The 14,891-nt window shown below is 69.0% G+C and carries 13 protein-coding genes; 1 reads left to right on the forward strand and 12 read right to left on the reverse strand.

Annotated elements, in window-relative coordinates; translation table 11 throughout:
* The first annotated feature begins 2 nt into the window (after positions 1-2).
* Positions 3-797, forward strand: coding sequence for a 6-phosphogluconolactonase (gene pgl, locus CLV46_RS08890; RefSeq protein ID WP_100365978.1), 795 nt, complete (start codon positions 3-5; stop codon positions 795-797).
* Between the two features lie 66 nt (positions 798-863).
* Here the strand turns inward: pgl and CLV46_RS08895 are convergent, their stop codons facing one another.
* From CLV46_RS08895 to uvrB, 12 genes are all read right to left on the reverse strand, one after another.
* Positions 864-1,229: an RNA polymerase-binding protein RbpA gene (locus CLV46_RS08895; RefSeq protein ID WP_100364439.1), complete on the reverse strand. Its 366-nt coding sequence runs from the start codon at positions 1,227-1,229 to the stop codon at positions 864-866.
* A 31-nt stretch (positions 1,230-1,260) separates the two neighbouring features.
* Entirely contained in the window at positions 1,261-1,512 is a 252-nt protein-coding gene (gene secG, locus CLV46_RS08900) for a preprotein translocase subunit SecG (RefSeq protein ID WP_100364440.1), read from the reverse strand.
* 80 nt (positions 1,513-1,592) lie between these two features.
* Positions 1,593-2,378 carry a triose-phosphate isomerase gene (gene tpiA / locus CLV46_RS08905; protein ID WP_425430407.1) on the reverse strand — a complete coding sequence of 262 codons (786 nt, stop codon included), beginning with the start codon at positions 2,376-2,378 and terminating at the stop codon, positions 1,593-1,595.
* A complete protein-coding gene (locus CLV46_RS08910; RefSeq protein WP_100364442.1) occupies positions 2,375-3,592 on the reverse strand; it encodes a phosphoglycerate kinase in 1,218 nt (405 codons plus the stop codon). The genes tpiA and CLV46_RS08910 overlap by 4 nt, the downstream gene beginning before the upstream one ends.
* A gap of 11 nt (positions 3,593-3,603) precedes the next feature.
* A complete protein-coding gene (gene gap / locus CLV46_RS08915; RefSeq protein ID WP_100364443.1) occupies positions 3,604-4,608 on the reverse strand; it encodes a type I glyceraldehyde-3-phosphate dehydrogenase in 1,005 nt (334 codons plus the stop codon).
* Positions 4,609-4,716: 108 nt separating this feature from the next.
* Entirely contained in the window at positions 4,717-5,343 is a 627-nt protein-coding gene (locus tag CLV46_RS08920) for a superoxide dismutase (protein WP_100364444.1), read from the reverse strand.
* Between the two features lie 118 nt (positions 5,344-5,461).
* Entirely contained in the window at positions 5,462-6,442 is a 981-nt protein-coding gene (gene whiA, locus CLV46_RS08925; protein ID WP_100364445.1) for a DNA-binding protein WhiA, read from the reverse strand.
* 15 nt (positions 6,443-6,457) lie between these two features.
* Positions 6,458-7,333, reverse strand: coding sequence for an RNase adapter RapZ (gene rapZ / locus CLV46_RS08930; RefSeq protein WP_100364446.1), 876 nt, complete (start codon positions 7,331-7,333; stop codon positions 6,458-6,460).
* Between the two features lie 40 nt (positions 7,334-7,373).
* Positions 7,374-9,380, reverse strand: coding sequence for an excinuclease ABC subunit UvrC (uvrC, locus tag CLV46_RS08935; protein ID WP_100364447.1), 2,007 nt, complete (start codon positions 9,378-9,380; stop codon positions 7,374-7,376).
* Between the two features lie 19 nt (positions 9,381-9,399).
* Positions 9,400-12,264, reverse strand: coding sequence for an excinuclease ABC subunit UvrA (gene uvrA / locus CLV46_RS08940; RefSeq protein ID WP_100364448.1), 2,865 nt, complete (start codon positions 12,262-12,264; stop codon positions 9,400-9,402).
* Positions 12,265-12,331: 67 nt separating this feature from the next.
* Positions 12,332-12,685: a hypothetical protein gene (locus CLV46_RS08945; protein WP_100364449.1), complete on the reverse strand. Its 354-nt coding sequence runs from the start codon at positions 12,683-12,685 to the stop codon at positions 12,332-12,334.
* Positions 12,686-12,787: 102 nt separating this feature from the next.
* Positions 12,788-14,854: an excinuclease ABC subunit UvrB gene (gene uvrB, locus CLV46_RS08950; protein WP_100364450.1), complete on the reverse strand. Its 2,067-nt coding sequence runs from the start codon at positions 14,852-14,854 to the stop codon at positions 12,788-12,790.
* Positions 14,855-14,891 lie beyond the last annotated feature (37 nt).

The raw sequence follows: 14,891 nt of genomic DNA on the forward strand, positions 1-14,891 counted from the left end.
CGGTGACGAACGAACGACGGGTGCTCGTGCACCCCGACAAGGCGACACTCGCGGGCACGGTCGCCGCCCGCTTCATCACGAAGATCACCGACGTGATCGACTCGGAGGGCGACGCGAACGTCGTGCTGACCGGCGGCACCATGGGGATCGCGGTCCTCGAGGCCATCAACGCGTCCGCCGCACGCGACAGCGTCGACTGGTCGCGGGTGAGCTTCTGGTGGGGCGACGAGCGGTGGCTGCCGCGCGACGACGACGAGCGCAACGAGAAGCAGGCCCGCGCCGCGCTGCTCGACCACATCGCGATCGACGAGGCGCACGTGCATCCGTTCGCCGCGTCCGACTCGGGGCTCACCCTCGAAGAGGCCGCCGACGCCTACGAGCGCGAGCTGGCGGATGCGGCACGCGAGGGCACCCGTGCTCCGCGCTTCGACATCACCTTCCTCGGTGTGGGGCCCGACGGTCACATCGCGTCGTTGTTCCCCGGCCGCGAGGGGATCCGCGAGACGGAGCGCAGCGTCATCTTCGAGCGCAACTCCCCCAAGCCGCCGCCCGAGCGCTTGAGCCTGACCCTTCCGGTGCTCAACGCCTCCGAGCGTCTCTTCATGGTGCTCGCCGGCCCCGACAAGGCGTCGGTGTTGGGTCTCGCACTCGCGGGCGCGAGCTTCGAGGAGGTGCCGGTCGCCGGGCTGCAGGGTCGTCGTCGCACCGTGTTCTTCGTCGACCAGGACGCCGCGGCCGAGGTGCCCGAGAACCTCATCGCCCCCGTCAACTACTGGACGGCCGCCGACGCCAACTGACGCGGACCGCACACGAAGAAGGCCGACCGGGAATCCCCGGTCGGCCTTCTTCGTCGTCGCTGTGCGTCAGACGGCGGTCGTGGTGCCGCGTCGCGCGCGGAGCTGCTGCAGCGCCTCCTCGAGGAGCTGAGCCGCCTCCTCTTCGGTGCGGCGCTCCTTCACGTACGCGAGGTGCGTCTTGTACGGCTCGAGCTTCGCCACCTGCGGCGGGTTGTTCTTGTCGCGCCCGGCGGGGAGCCCCGTCGACGGCGAGTCGATGACCTCGGGGATCTCCTCCGGCGGCAGACTGGCCGCGAAGTAGCGGACGGTCTCGTTGCCGAGCTCGTCCCAGTACGACACGGCGATGCGCTCGGCGTGATAGCCGCGGTCCTGTTCGCCCATGGGGCCCGCGCCGACGCGCGAGCCGCGGATGGCGCTACCGCCAGATGCCACGAGTGATCCCGTTCCTCTCGTTGGTGCCGGCTCAGATGCCGGCGTCGAACTTCGTGATGAGCCCGAGGATGATGATGGACGTCACCCACACCAGGGCGAGGATCACCGTGATGCGGTTGAGGTTGCGCTCCGCGACGCCCGAGGCGCCGAGGTTCGAGGTGACGCCGCCGCCGAACATGTCGGACAGACCGCCACCGCGACCGCGGTGCAGCAGGATCAGCAGGGTGAGCAGGAGGCTCGTGATGCCGAGCAGCACCTGCAGCACGACCTGGAGAATTTCCACGGGAGACCTTTCGAGACGGCCTGACGGCCGGTGAACAGTATAACCTCAGCCTGTCGTGGTAGCAGGCGGAGCGCCGCGCGTCAGACGGTGCCGACGTGCTTCTGGTAGCGCACGATGCTCGAGAACTCGGGGATGTCGAGGCTCGCCCCGCCGACCAGCGCGCCGTCCACATCCGGCTGCGCCATGAAGCCGGCGATGTTCCCCGCCTTCACCGAGCCGCCGTAGAGGATGCGCGTGCGGGCGCCCAACTCGGCGTCGCGTTCGGCGAGCTCCGCGCGCAGCGCCGCAGCGACCTGCTGGGCCTGCTCCGCGGTGGCTGCTTGACCGGATCCGATCGCCCACACCGGCTCGTACGCCACGACGATGTCGGGGTTCGCTCCGGCGTTCTCGAGCGCGGCCCGCAACTGCGCGACCGGCACGGCGCTCGGTCCGTGCTGCTCGAGATCCTCGGCGGTCTCACCGACGCAGATCACCGGCACGAGCCCGTGACGCAGCGCCGCCGTGACCTTCGCCGCGACGACCTCGTCGGTCTCCGCGTGCATCGTGCGACGCTCGGAGTGGCCGATGAGCACGTAGCCGCATTCGAGGGCCGAGAGGAAGGCGCCGGAGATCTCCCCGGTGTACGCCCCCGAGTCGTGCGCCGACAGGTCCTGCCCGCCGTAGCCGAGCTCGAGCTTGTCGGCCGAGATGAGGGTCTGCACCGACCGCAGGTCGGTGAAGGGCGGGAAGACCGCGACCTCGACGGCGCCGAAGTCGTGGTTCGCGTCCTTGAGCGTCCAGGCGAGCTTCTGCACGAACGCGATCGACTGCAGATGGTCGAGGTTCATCTTCCAGTTGCCGGCGATGAACGGGGTGCGCGTGGTCACTGCTGCCATCCGAGGACCTCCAGTCCGGGGAGTCGGCTGCCCTCGAGGAACTCGAGGCTCGCGCCGCCGCCCGTCGAGATGTGGCCGAACTGTTCGTCGCGGAAGCCGAGCTGGCGCACGGCGGCCGCGGAGTCTCCGCCGCCGACGACCGAGAGGCCGTCGACCTGCGTCAGGGCCTCGGCGACGCTGCGGGTGCCCGCCTCGAACGCCGGGAACTCGAACACGCCCATCGGGCCGTTCCAGAACACGGTGCGCGATCCGCGGATGACCTCGGCGAACCGGGCCGCGGTCTCGGGCCCGATGTCGAGTCCGATGCCGGACGACCCGAACCGCGTCGAGGCGATCCCGTCGATCGGAGCGACCTCGTGTTCCGCGTCCGCGGCGAACTTCGACGCGACCACGACGTCGGTGGGCAGCACGATCTCGACACCGAGCTCCTCGGCGCGCGCGAGGTAGCCGCGCACCGCGTCGAGCTGGTCCTCCTCGAGCAGGCTCGACGCGACGTCGTGTCCCTGCGCCTTGAGGAAGGTGAAGAGCATGCCGCCGCCGATGAGGAGCGTGTCCACACGGGGCAGCAGATGGCCGATGACGCCGAGCTTGTCGCTCACCTTCGACCCGCCGAGCACGACCGCGTAGGGGCGCTCCGGCGACTCGGTGAGGCGGTCGAGCACGTCGAGCTCGCGGGCGATGAGGGAGCCCGCGGCGCTCGGCAGCAGCTCGGCGAGCTCGTAGACGCTCGCCTGCTTGCGGTGCACGACGCCGAATCCGTCGGAGACGAAGCGGTCCCCGAGGTCGGCGAGACGCTGCGCGAACTCGCGTCGGGTGGCGTCGTCCTTGCTCGTCTCCCCCGGGTTGAACCGGAGGTTCTCGAGCAGTGCGACGCCGCCGTCGGCGAGGCCGTCGATCGCGGTCTGGGCGCCCGCTCCCACGGTGTCGCGGGAGAAGGTGACCGGCTTGCCGAGCAGCTCGCTCAGCCGTTGGGCGACCGGCGCGAGGCTGTACTTGGCGTCGGGCGCGCCGTCGGGACGCCCCAGGTGGGACATCGCGACGACGTTCGCGCCGGCGTGCAGGAGCTGGTCGATCGTCGGGACGGACGCGCGGATGCGTCCGTCATCGGTGATATTGCCGTCTTTCAGCGGGACGTTCAGGTCGCAGCGGAGCAGGACCGTCTTGCCCGCCAACGACCCCAGCGAGTCGATGGTGCGCAGAGCCATGTCGGCGACCGTCAGAGGCGATCGGCGACGTACTCGGTGAAGTCGACGAGGCGGTTGGAGTAGCCCCACTCGTTGTCGTACCACGCCGAGAGCTTCACCTGGTTGCCGAGCACGCGCGTCAGGCCCGCGTCGAAGATCGACGAGTGCGGGTCGGTGACGATGTCGCTCGAGACGATCTCGTCCTCGGTGTACTTGAGGATGCCCTTGAGCTTGCCCTCGGCGGCCTCGCGGTACGCGGCCTTGACCTCGTCGACGGTCACCTCGCGCGAGGACTGGACGGTGAGGTCGGTGATCGAGCCGGTGGGCACCGGCACGCGGAGCGCGAAACCGTCGAGCTTGCCGACGAGCTCGGGCAGCACGAGGCCGAGCGCCTTCGCTGCACCGGTGCTCGTGGGCACGATGTTCAGGGCGGCGGCGCGGGCACGGCGCAGGTCGCTGTGCGGGCCGTCCTGCAGGTTCTGGTCGGCGGTGTAGGCGTGGACCGTGGTCATGAGACCGCGCTCGATGCCGAACGTGTCGTTGAAGACCTTCGCGAGCGGCGCGAGGCAGTTGGTGGTGCACGACGCGTTGGAGAGGATGTGCATCGTCTCCGGGTCGTAGCTCTCGTGGTTCACGCCCATGACGAACGTGCCGTCCTCGCCCTTGGCGGGGGCCGAGATGATGACCTTCTTCGCGCCGGCGTCGAGGTGCTTGCGCGCGTCGTCGGCGTTGGTGAAGCGACCGGTCGACTCGATGACGATGTCGACACCCAGGTCGCCCCAGCCGAGCGCGGCGGGGTCGCGCTGCTCGAGCACGGTGATCGGCTTGCCGTTGACGACGATCTTGTCGCCGTCGAGCTCCACGGTCGCGTCGAGGCGGCCGGTGATGGAGTCGTACTTCAGCAGGTGCGCCAGCGCCGCGTTGTCGGTGAGGTCGTTGACCGCGACGATGTCGATGTCACTGCCCTTGGCGAGAGCGGCGCGGAAGTAGTTGCGGCCGATGCGGCCGAAGCCGTTGATGCCGATCTTGACGCCCAATGGATCTCCTGGTGTTCGAGCGCTGAGCAGCGCAGGGTGGTGGTAGATGCGGGGTTTGATGCCGGGTGACCGGTCGCCGGACCGGCCACCCGAGCAGGGGTCAGTCCGCTACGACAGTAGCAGCAGGCCGTCCGTCTTCTCACGGGCGGCGAGGAAGCGCTGCTGCGCGTTCTCCCAGTTGACGATGTTCCACCAGGCCTTCACGTAGTCGGCCTTGACATTGTGGTAGTCGAGGTAGAAGGCGTGCTCCCACATGTCGAGCTGCAGCACCGGGATCGTGCCGAGCACGGTGTTGCCCTGCTGGTCGAAGAGCTGGTGGATGAGCAGCTTCTGGCCGATCGGATCCCAGCCGAGCACCGCCCATCCGGAGCCCTGCAGGCCGGTCGCGGCCGCGGTGAAGTGGGCCATGAAGCCGTCGAACGAGCCGAAGAACTCGTCGATCGCCGCGGCGAGCTCACCGGTGGGCTTGTCGCCGCCGTCGGGCGACAGGTTGGTCCAGAAGATCGAGTGGTTGACGTGACCGCCGAGGTTGAAGGCGAGGTCCTTCTCGAGCTTGTTCACGTTGCTCAGGTCGCCGCCGGCACGAGCCTCGGCGAGCTTCTCGAGCGCCGTGTTGGCGCCCGCCACGTAGGTCGCGTGGTGCTTGTCGTGGTGCAACTCCATGATCTTCGCGCTGATGTGCGGCTCGAGCGCCGCGTAGTCGTACGGCAGATCCGGGAGGGTGTAGTCAGCCATCGAAATGTCTCTCCTTGCGAGTTTGGTCCCCGACAGGCCCATCCGTGACTGTGCCGCCGGGGCGACTTCGGTCAGTCTATCGAGGCAACCGGAGGCCCCGACGGATGCTTCCCGGAATTCAGACCTCTTGCAGTTCAGGCGGGAGGTTCGCGTCGGTTCCGGGGATCCCGAGCTCTTCGGCGCGCTTGTCGGCCATCGCGAGCAGGCGGCGGATGCGGCCGGCGACCGCGTCCTTCGTCATCGGGGGGTCGGCGTGGTGGCCGAGCTCGTCGAGACTCGCGTCGCGGTGGGCGAGGCGCAGGGCGCCCGCGTAGCGGAGGTGCTCGGGCACGTCGTCGGCGAGGATCTCGAGCGCGCGCTCGACCCTCGCGCACGCAGCGACGGCGGCCTGCGCGCTCCGGCGGAGGTTGGCGTCGTCGAAGTTGACGAGGCGGTTGGCGGTGGCGCGCACCTCGCGGCGCTGGCGCAGCTCCTCCCAGGCGGTGACCTGCGCGGCCGCCCCCATGTGGCCGAGCATCGCGCTGATCGCCTCGCCGTCGCGGATGACGACGCGGTGAACTCCGCGCACCTCGCGCGCCTTCGCGGCGACCCCGAGTCGTCCCGCCGCTCCGACGAGCGCCATCGCGGTCTCGTTGCCGGGGCAGGAGACCTCGAGCGCGGCCGAGCGGCCCGGGTCGGTGAGCGAACCGGCGGCGAGGAACGCGCCGCGCCAGATCGCCCGCAGGTCGTCGAGGGAACCGGTGGTGAGCCGGTTCGGCAGGCCGCGTACGGGGCGACGGCGCGCATCGAGCAGTCCGGTCTGGCGGGCGAGAGTCTCGCCGCCCTCCATGACGCGCACGAGGAAGTGGTTGGTACGTCGCATCCCCGAGGCGGGGATCACGGCGACGTCGCTCCGCACCCCGTAGATCTCGGCGAGGTCCTTGCGCACGCGGCGGGCGAGCTGCTGCGAGTCGAGTTCGGCCTCGACGGCGATGCGGCCGGAGATGACGTGCAGTCCGCCCGCGAAGCGCAGGATCGTCGCGAGCTCCGCGGCCCGCACGGTGGTCTTGCCGGCCTGCACGGTCAGCAGCTCGTCCTTCACATCCGCGGTCAGCGGCACACGATCACACTTCTCTCATTCACGCCCGAGGTCCCGGTGCTTCACGTTCACGGCCACTCCCGGCAGACCCCGAAGGCGGCTGGCGAGTTCCTCCGCCATCGCCACGGACCGGTGCTTCCCCCCGGTGCACCCCACGGCGATCGTAGCGTGCCGCTTGTTCTCGCGCTGATAGCCGGCGAGCACCGGCGCGACGGCGTGGGAGTAGCCGTCGAGGAAGTCGGTCGCGCCGTCCTGGGCCAGCACGTAGGAGCTCACCTGCTCGTCGAGACCGGTGTGCGCCCGCAGTTCCGGGATCCAGAAGGGGTTGGGCAGGAACCGGCAGTCCGCCACGAGATCGGCGTCGGCGGGCAGCCCGTACTTGTAGCCGAAGCTCAGGATCGTCACGTGCACCCCGGCGGCGTCTTCGGCGGAGAACTTCTCGGTGATCGACGTGGCGAGCTGGTGGATGTTGAGATCCGACGTGTCGATGATGATGTCGCTCGAGGCGCGCAGTTCGCTCATCCGCGCACGCTCCGCGGCGATGCCGTCGAGCACGGTGCCGTCGCCCTGCAGCGGATGCGGCCGGCGCACCTGTTCGAAGCGGCGCACGAGCGCGGCGTCGGAGGCGTCGAGGAAGAGCACCCGCACGGGCGCGGTGGCGCGGAGCGTCTCGACCGCCTGCTGCGCGTCGGCGAAGAGCTTGCCACCGCGCACGTCGACGACGGCGGCGATCTTCGGCAGGGTGTCCCCCGCGCGGGCGGCGAGGTCGACGAGCGGACCGAGCATCTGCGGCGGCAGGTTGTCGACGACGTACCAGCCGAGGTCCTCGAGCGCGTTGCCGACGGTCGATCGACCCGCCCCCGACATGCCGGTGACGATGAGCAGCTCCTGGGCGGGTGTTCCATCGCTCATGACGGGAGCTTCCTCCTGGCGTTGCGGGCGGACTTCCACCCTACTCGCGCGGCGCGTGCAGTCGCTCCACGATCGCGGCGGCGAGGGTCGGACCGATGCCCTTCACTTCGGCGATCGCGGCCGGCTCGGCCGCCTTGAGCCGGGTGACGGAACCGAAGTGGCGCAGCAGCTCGCGCACGCGTGAGGGCCCGAGTCCGGGGATCTCGGAGAGCTGGGAGTTGATGTCGCGCTTACGCCGCTGCCGCTGGTGGGTGATGGCGAACCGGTGCGCCTCGTCGCGGATGCGCTGGATGAGGAACAGCGCGTCGCTGTTGCGCGGCAGGATGATCGGGAAGTCGGAATCGGGCAGCCAGATCTCCTCGAGGCGCTTCGCGATGCCGGCGAGCTGGATGCCCGTGACCCCGCTCTCCTCCAGGGCGCGAGCCGCCGCCTGCACCTGGGGCTGACCGCCGTCGACGATGAGCAGGTTCGGGCGGTAGGCGAACTTCCCCGGCCGGGTGCCGCTCGCCGCGTCGGGACCGGGGTCTCCGTCGAGGGCGGCCGCGTCGATCGGCGTGCCGGCGTCGAGCGCCGTCTCGTCCCCCGACTGTTCCTCCGTCGCGTCGCCCGTCGAGACGGGGATGACGGCGTCCCGGTCCTCCGGCGACCCGGCCGCCGTGGGCTCATCCTTCAGATACGCGAGACGCCGGGTGAGCACCTGGTACAGCGACTCGGTGTCGTCGGTCGAGTCGGCGACGTTGAACCGGCGGTACTGGTCCTTGCGCGGCAGGCCGTCCTCGAAGACGACCATCGACGCGACGATGTTGGTGCCGGAGAGGTGCGAGACGTCGTAGCACTCCATCCGCAGCGGTGCCTCCGGCATGCCGAGCGCCTCCTGCAGATCCGCGAGGGCCTGCGAGCGGGCGACGAAGTCGCCGCTGCGCCGCGTCTTGTAGAGCGCGAGCGCGTTCTTCGCGTTCATCTCGACCGTCTTCGCGAGCGACGCCTTCTCGCCGCGCTGCGCGACCCGCAGATCGACCTTCGATCCCCCGCGCAGCTGGCCGAGGAAACGCTCGAGGTCGGTCGCGTCGTCGGGAAGGGCGGGCACGAGCACCTCGCGGGGCGGGGTGTCGTCGCCGTCGTACGCGTTCTGCAGCACCGTCTCGACGAGCTCGCCGAGTTCGACGTCGAGCTCCTTGTCGACGACCCACGAACGCACACCGCGGATGCGGCCGCCGCGCACGATGAACTGCTGCACCGCGGCGGCGAGCTCGTCGTGGGCGATGCCGAAGACGTCGGCGTCCACGCGATCTCGCAGCACCACGGCGCTCTTCTCGAGGGCGTTCTCGAGCGCGGCGATCTGGTCGCGGTACCGGGCCGCGGACTCGTAGTCGAACTCGGCGGCCGCCTCGCGCATCCAGCGCTGCAGATCGGCGATGTAGCGGGAGTCGTTGCCGCCCATGAACGAGACGAAGTCGTCGGCGATCCGGCGGTGCTCGTCGAGGCTCACGCGGCGCACGCACGGGGCGGCGCACTTGCCGATGTCGCCGAGCAGACACGGTCGGCCGGTCTGCTGAGCCCGTTTGTAGACGCCTTCGCTGCAACTGCGCATCGGGAACGCCTTGAGCATCTGGTCGACCGTCTCGCGGATCGCCCAGACCTTGGTGTACGGGCCGAAGTACTTCGCCCCCGGGATCTTGCGGTTCCGGGTGACCATCACCCGCGGCACCTCGTCGCCGAGGGTCACCGCGAGGTACGGGTAGGTCTTGTCGTCGCGGAACTTGACGTTGAACGGCGGCTCGAATTCCTTGATCCAGGTGTATTCGAGCTGCAGCGATTCGAACTCGCTCGCGACGACGGTCCACTCCACGCTGCGCGCCGTCAGCACCATGCGCCGGGTGCGCTCGTGCAGCGTGTGCAGCGGCGCGAAGTAGTTGCTCAACCGGGCGCGCAGGTTCTTCGCCTTGCCCACATAGAGCACGCGGTTCTTCTCATCGCGGAACCGGTACACCCCCGGCTGGGTCGGGATCTCCCCCGCCTTCGGCCGCCAGGTGAGCGTGTCGCTCATCTCGACTCGTCGCTCATGGTCACTGGGCGAGGATCTCCCGCAGGAAGACCGCCGTGTGGCTGTCAGGGCTCTTCGCGAGCTGCTCAGGGGTCCCCGTCGCGATCACCTGACCGCCGCCGGCTCCCCCCTCGGGTCCCATGTCGATGAGCCAGTCCGCCGACTTGATGACGTCGAGGTTGTGCTCGATCACGACGACGGTGTTGCCCTTGTCGACGAGCCCGTTGAGCACGAGCAGCAGCTTGCGCACATCCTCGAAATGAAGACCCGTGGTGGGCTCGTCGAGCACGTAGATGCTGCGGCCGTTCGACCGCTTCTGCAGCTCGGTCGCGAGCTTCACCCGCTGCGCCTCACCGCCGGAGAGGGTCGTCGCGCTCTGACCGAGCCGCACGTAGCCGAGGCCGACGTCGACGAGCGTCTTGAGGTAGCGGTGGATCGCGGTGATCGGCTCGAAGAACTCCGCCGCCTCGGCGATCGGCATGTCGAGCACCTCGGCGATGTTCTTGCCCTTGTAGTGAACCGAGAGGGTGTCGCGGTTGTACCGGGCTCCCCCGCACACCTCGCACGCCACGTAGACGTCGGGCAGGAAGTTCATCTCGATCTTGATGGTGCCGTCACCGGCGCAGTTCTCGCACCGGCCGCCCTTGACGTTGAAGCTGAAGCGTCCGGGCAGGTAGCCGCGGGTCTTCGCCTCCATCGTCTCGGCGAAGAGGGTGCGGATGCGGTCGAAGACGCCCGTGTAGGTCGCGGGGTTGGAGCGCGGGGTGCGGCCGATCGGCGCCTGGTCGACGTGCACGACCTTGTCCAGGTTGTCGAGCCCGGTGATCCGGCGGTGCTTGCCCGGGATTCGGCGGGCCCCGTTGAGCCGGTTGGCGAGCACCTTGTAGAGGATGTCGTTCACCAGCGACGACTTGCCCGATCCGCTCACGCCGGTGACGGCGACGAATGCGCCGAGCGGGAAGCTCACGGTCACATCGCGCAGGTTGTTGGCGCGCGCGCCTTCGACGGTGAGCTGCCGCTTCTTGTCGATCTTGCGCCGCTTCTTCGGCGTGGCGATGGACTTGCGGCCGGAGAGGTAGTCGCCGGTGAGGGAGTGCTCGTTGGCCATGAGTGCCCGGTAGTCACCGGAGTGCACGACGGTGCCGCCGAGCTCGCCGGCGCCGGGGCCGATGTCGACGATCCAGTCGGCGGTGCGGATGGTGTCCTCGTCGTGCTCGACGACGATGAGCGTGTTGCCGAGGTTCTTGAGCTTGACGAGCGTCTCGATGAGCCGGCGGTTGTCGCGCTGGTGCAGGCCGATGCTCGGCTCGTCGAGCACGTACAGCACGCCGGTGAGACCCGAACCGATCTGCGTTGCGAGCCGGATGCGCTGGGCCTCGCCGCCTGAGAGGGTCGCCGCGGCGCGGGCCATCGACAGGTAGCCGAGGCCGACCTCGATGAGGAACTCGAGGCGTACACGGATCTCGCGCAGCACCTGCGCGGCGATGCGCGCCTCACGCGCGGTGAGTTCGAGCCGCTGCATGAACTGGTAGGAGTCGAGCAGGCTGAGCTCGGCGACGTCGGAGATGCTCTGCGAGTGCACGAGCACGGAGAGCACCTCGGGCTTGAGGCGCTTGCCCTCGCACACCGGGCACGGGATCTCGCGCAGGTACTCGCCGTGCCGCTGCTGCGACCAGTCGCTCTCGGCCTCGTGGTACTTGCGCTCGATGTAGGGCATGACGCCCTCGAAGCCGGTGGAGTACTTCATCTCACGGCCGTAGCGGTTGCGCCAGCGCACCTGCACTTCGAAGTTGTTGCCCTCGAGGATCGCGGTGCGCACTTCGTCGCTCAGGTCGCCCCACGGGGTGTCGAGTGAGAAGCCCATGTCGCGCGCGAGCCCCTCGAGCAGACGCTGGAAGTAGTTGTAGAGGCCCTTGCCCTGCTGCTGCCACGGCAGGATGACGCCTTCGTTGAGGCTGAGGTCCGGGTCGCCGATGACGAGCTCGGGGTCGACCGACATCTTGGTGCCGAGGCCGGAGCATTCGGGGCACGCGCCGAACGGCGCGTTGAACGAGAAGGTGCGCGGCTCGATCTCGGTGAGCTGCAGCGGGTGCCCGTTCGGGCAGGAGAGCTTCTCGCTGAAGGTGCGGAACGCCTGCGGACCCTCGAGGTCGACGTAGTTGATGGTCACGAGCCCGTCGGTGAGCCGGAGGGCGGTCTCGAGGGAGTCGGTGAGGCGGGTGAGGATGTCGTCGGAGGCGACGAGGCGGTCGACGACGACGGAGATGTCGTGCTTGACCTGCTTCTTGAGCTTCGGCGGGTCGCTCAGCTGGATCATCTCGCCGTCGACGATCGCGCGCGAGTAGCCGCCGGCCGCGAGTTCGCGGAAGAGGTCGACGAACTCGCCCTTCTTCTGGCTCACCACGGGGCTGAGCACCTGGTAGCGGGTGCCGCTCTCGAGCGTCATCAGCTGGTCGGCGATCTGCTGCACCGTCTGCTTCTCGATCTTCTCCCCGCAGACGGGGCAGTGCGGCACGCCGATGCGCGCCCAGAGCAGACGCATGTAGTCGTAGATCTCGGTGATCGTTCCGACCGTCGACCGCGGGTTGCGGTTCGTCGACTTCTGATCGATCGAGACGGCGGGGCTCAGCCCTTCGATGAAGTCGACGTCGGGGCGGTCGACCTGGCCGAGGAACTGGCGGGCGTAGGCCGAGAGCGATTCGACGTAGCGGCGCTGGCCCTCGGCGAAGATCGTGTCGAACGCGAGGGACGACTTTCCGGAACCGGACAGGCCGGTGAAGACGACGAGGGAATCACGTGGAATCTCGAGGTCGACGTCCTTGAGGTTATGGACTCGAGCGCCCCGGACACTGAGCTTGGGGACATCCTCTACGAACGAAATCGACACTCCATCTATTGTATGGCGACCACCGACATCGACCTTCCGCGTTCGCTGTGGGCGCGGGTCGGAGCGCTCAGGACCGCGCGAACGGGGCGCGGGCCACTCGTCCTACGGCGTGCCCCGCTCGGGTGAACACCCGCACGGTGGCGCGCCACACGCGGGTGAACGGCCCTCCGCGAGCCGCGTCTGCCGCGGGGACCGGTCCTGCGGCGGTCCCCTCGACACCCGGCGTCGTGGGCGCCTCCGGGGTGGGGTGGCCCGACGCGCCGGCGGAGGCGCGGAGGGCGCGCAGCACGTCGCGGTCGATGGTCTCCTCGGCGTTCACGCGCGCGTGCGCGAGCATCCGCTCGGTGATGACGCGGCGGGGCACGGTCTCGACGAGTGCCTGCGGGTTGAACGGAGGTGCGGGACGGCGGCGCTCGGACATGGACCTCCTCGAGGCGCCCGGGCGACGCCGTGTCGTCACCCTACGTGCACCGCGGCCGGGCGGGCGATGGGGAGCACTCCCCTGCCGCCCGCCCGGTACGCGTCATCGCACGTGGCCGACGGTCTCCATCTGCCGCAGCTCCTTCTTGAGCTCCGACACCTCGTCGCGCAGCCGCGCGGCGAGTTCGAACTTGAGCTCGGCGGCCGCATTGAGCATCTGCTCGTTGAGGTCGGCGATGATCGTCTCGAGTTCGCCGGCGCCTTGCGCGGCGAGTCCCTCGCGGCGCAGCCCGGGGGTGGGCGAGCGCTTCTTGCCGTCGCGACCCTTGAGCAGCGCCGCCGTGTCGGCTCCCTCGCGCGCGAGCACATCGGTGATGTCCGCGATCTTCTTCCGCAGCGGCTGCGGGTCGATGCCGTGCTCGGTGTTGTAGGCGACCTGCTTCTCGCGACGCCGGTTCGTCTCCTCGATCGCCATCTTCATCGAGTCGGTGAGCACATCGGCGTACATGTGCACCTGACCGGAGACGTTCCGCGCGGCGCGGCCGATCGTCTGGATGAGCGACGTCGACGAGCGCAGGAAGCCCTCCTTGTCGGCGTCGAGGATCGCGACGAGCGACACCTCGGGGAGGTCGAGGCCCTCGCGGAGCAGGTTGATGCCGACGAGCACGTCGTAGACGCCGGCGCGCAGCTCGGTGAGCAGCTCGACGCGCCGCAGCGTGTCGACGTCGGAGTGCAGATAACGCACGCGCACGCCGGCCTCGCCGAGGTAGTCGGTGAGCTCCTCCGCCATCTTCTTCGTGAGCGTCGTGACGAGCACGCGTTCGTCGCGCTCGACCCGCAGCCGGATCTGCTCGAGCAGGTCGTCGATCTGCCCCTTCGTCGGCTTGACGACGATTTCGGGGTCGATGAGGCCGGTCGGGCGGATGATCTGCTCGACGATGCTGTCGGTGATGCCGAGCTCGTACTTGCCCGGTGTCGCCGAGAGGTACACCTTCTGCCCGACGCGCTCGAGGAACTCCTCCCACTTGAGCGGACGGTTGTCCATCGCGCTCGGCAGGCGGAAACCGTGCTCCACGAGGGTGCGTTTGCGCGACGCGTCGCCCTCGAACATCGCGCCGATCTGCGGCACGGTCACGTGCGACTCGTCGATGACGACGAGGAAGTCCTCGGGGAAGTAGTCGAGCAAGCAGTGCGGCGCCTCACCGGGGGCGCGGCCGTCGATGTGCCGCGAGTAGTTCTCGATGCCGTTGCAGAAGCCGATCTGCTCCATCATCTCGAGGTCGAAGGTCGTGCGCATCCGCAGCCGCTGCGCCTCGAGCAGCTTGCCCTGACGTTCGAGTTCGGTGAGCCGTTCGCCGAGCTCGACCTTGATCGTCTCGATGGCGCGCTTCATCGTGTCGGGGCTCGCGGCGTAGTGGGTCGCCGGGAACACCGACACCGCGTCGAGCTTCTGGATGACCTCGCCGGTGAGCGGGTGCAGCGAGTACAGCGCCTCGATCTCGTCGCCGAACATCTCGATGCGGATGGCGTGCTCTTCGTACACCGGGATGATCTCGACCGTGTCGCCGCGCACCCGGAACTTGCCGCGCGAGAAGTCGAGGTCGTTGCGCTGGTACTGCATGTTGACGAACTTGCGCACGAGCTGGTCGCGCGGGATGCGATCGCCGACCTGCAGGGCGACCATCGCCTCGAGGTACTCCTCCGCGGCACCGAGGCCGTAGATGCACGAGACGGTCGAGACGACCACCACGTCACGCCGGCTGAGCAGCGAGTTCGTGGTCGAGTGGCGCAAGCGCTCCACCTCGGCGTTGATCGAGCTGTCCTTCTCGATGAAGGTGTCGGTCTGCGGCACGTACGCCTCGGGCTGGTAGTAGTCGTAGTACGACACGAAGTACTCGATGGCGTTGTTCGGCATCAGGTCGCGGAACTCCGTCGCGAGCTGCGCGGCGAGCGTCTTGTTGTGGGCGAGCACGAGCGTGGGCCGTTGCACCTGCTCGATGAGCCACGCGGTGGTCGCGGACTTACCGGTACCGGTCGCGCCGAGCAGCACGACGTCGGTCTCGCCGGCGTTGATGCGGGCGGCGAGCTCGTGGATCGCCTGCGGCTGGTCGCCGCTCGGCTGGTACTCGCTGATGACCTCGAACGGGCGCACGGAACGGGTCGTCTGCATGCCTCAAGCGTAAGCAGCACCACCGACATCAGGGGGC

It is taken from the genome of Diaminobutyricimonas aerilata (assembly GCF_002797715.1).
Taxonomy (GTDB): Bacteria; Actinomycetota; Actinomycetes; order Actinomycetales; family Microbacteriaceae; genus Diaminobutyricimonas; species Diaminobutyricimonas aerilata.

What these genes read in the sequence shown, in the direction of transcription:
- uvrB (WP_100364450.1), bottom strand. Translation starts at nt 14,854, where the DNA reads ATGCAGACGACCCGTTCCGTGCGCCCGTTCGAGGTCATCAGCGAGTAC.
- CLV46_RS08945 (WP_100364449.1), bottom strand. Translation starts at nt 12,685, where the DNA reads ATGTCCGAGCGCCGCCGTCCCGCACCTCCGTTCAACCCGCAGGCACTC.
- CLV46_RS08920 (WP_100364444.1), bottom strand. Translation starts at nt 5,343, where the DNA reads ATGGCTGACTACACCCTCCCGGATCTGCCGTACGACTACGCGGCGCTC.
- CLV46_RS08910 (WP_100364442.1), bottom strand. Translation starts at nt 3,592, where the DNA reads ATGGCTCTGCGCACCATCGACTCGCTGGGGTCGTTGGCGGGCAAGACG.
- rapZ (WP_100364446.1), bottom strand. Translation starts at nt 7,333, where the DNA reads ATGAGCGATGGAACACCCGCCCAGGAGCTGCTCATCGTCACCGGCATG.
- uvrC (WP_100364447.1), bottom strand. Translation starts at nt 9,380, where the DNA reads ATGAGCGACACGCTCACCTGGCGGCCGAAGGCGGGGGAGATCCCGACC.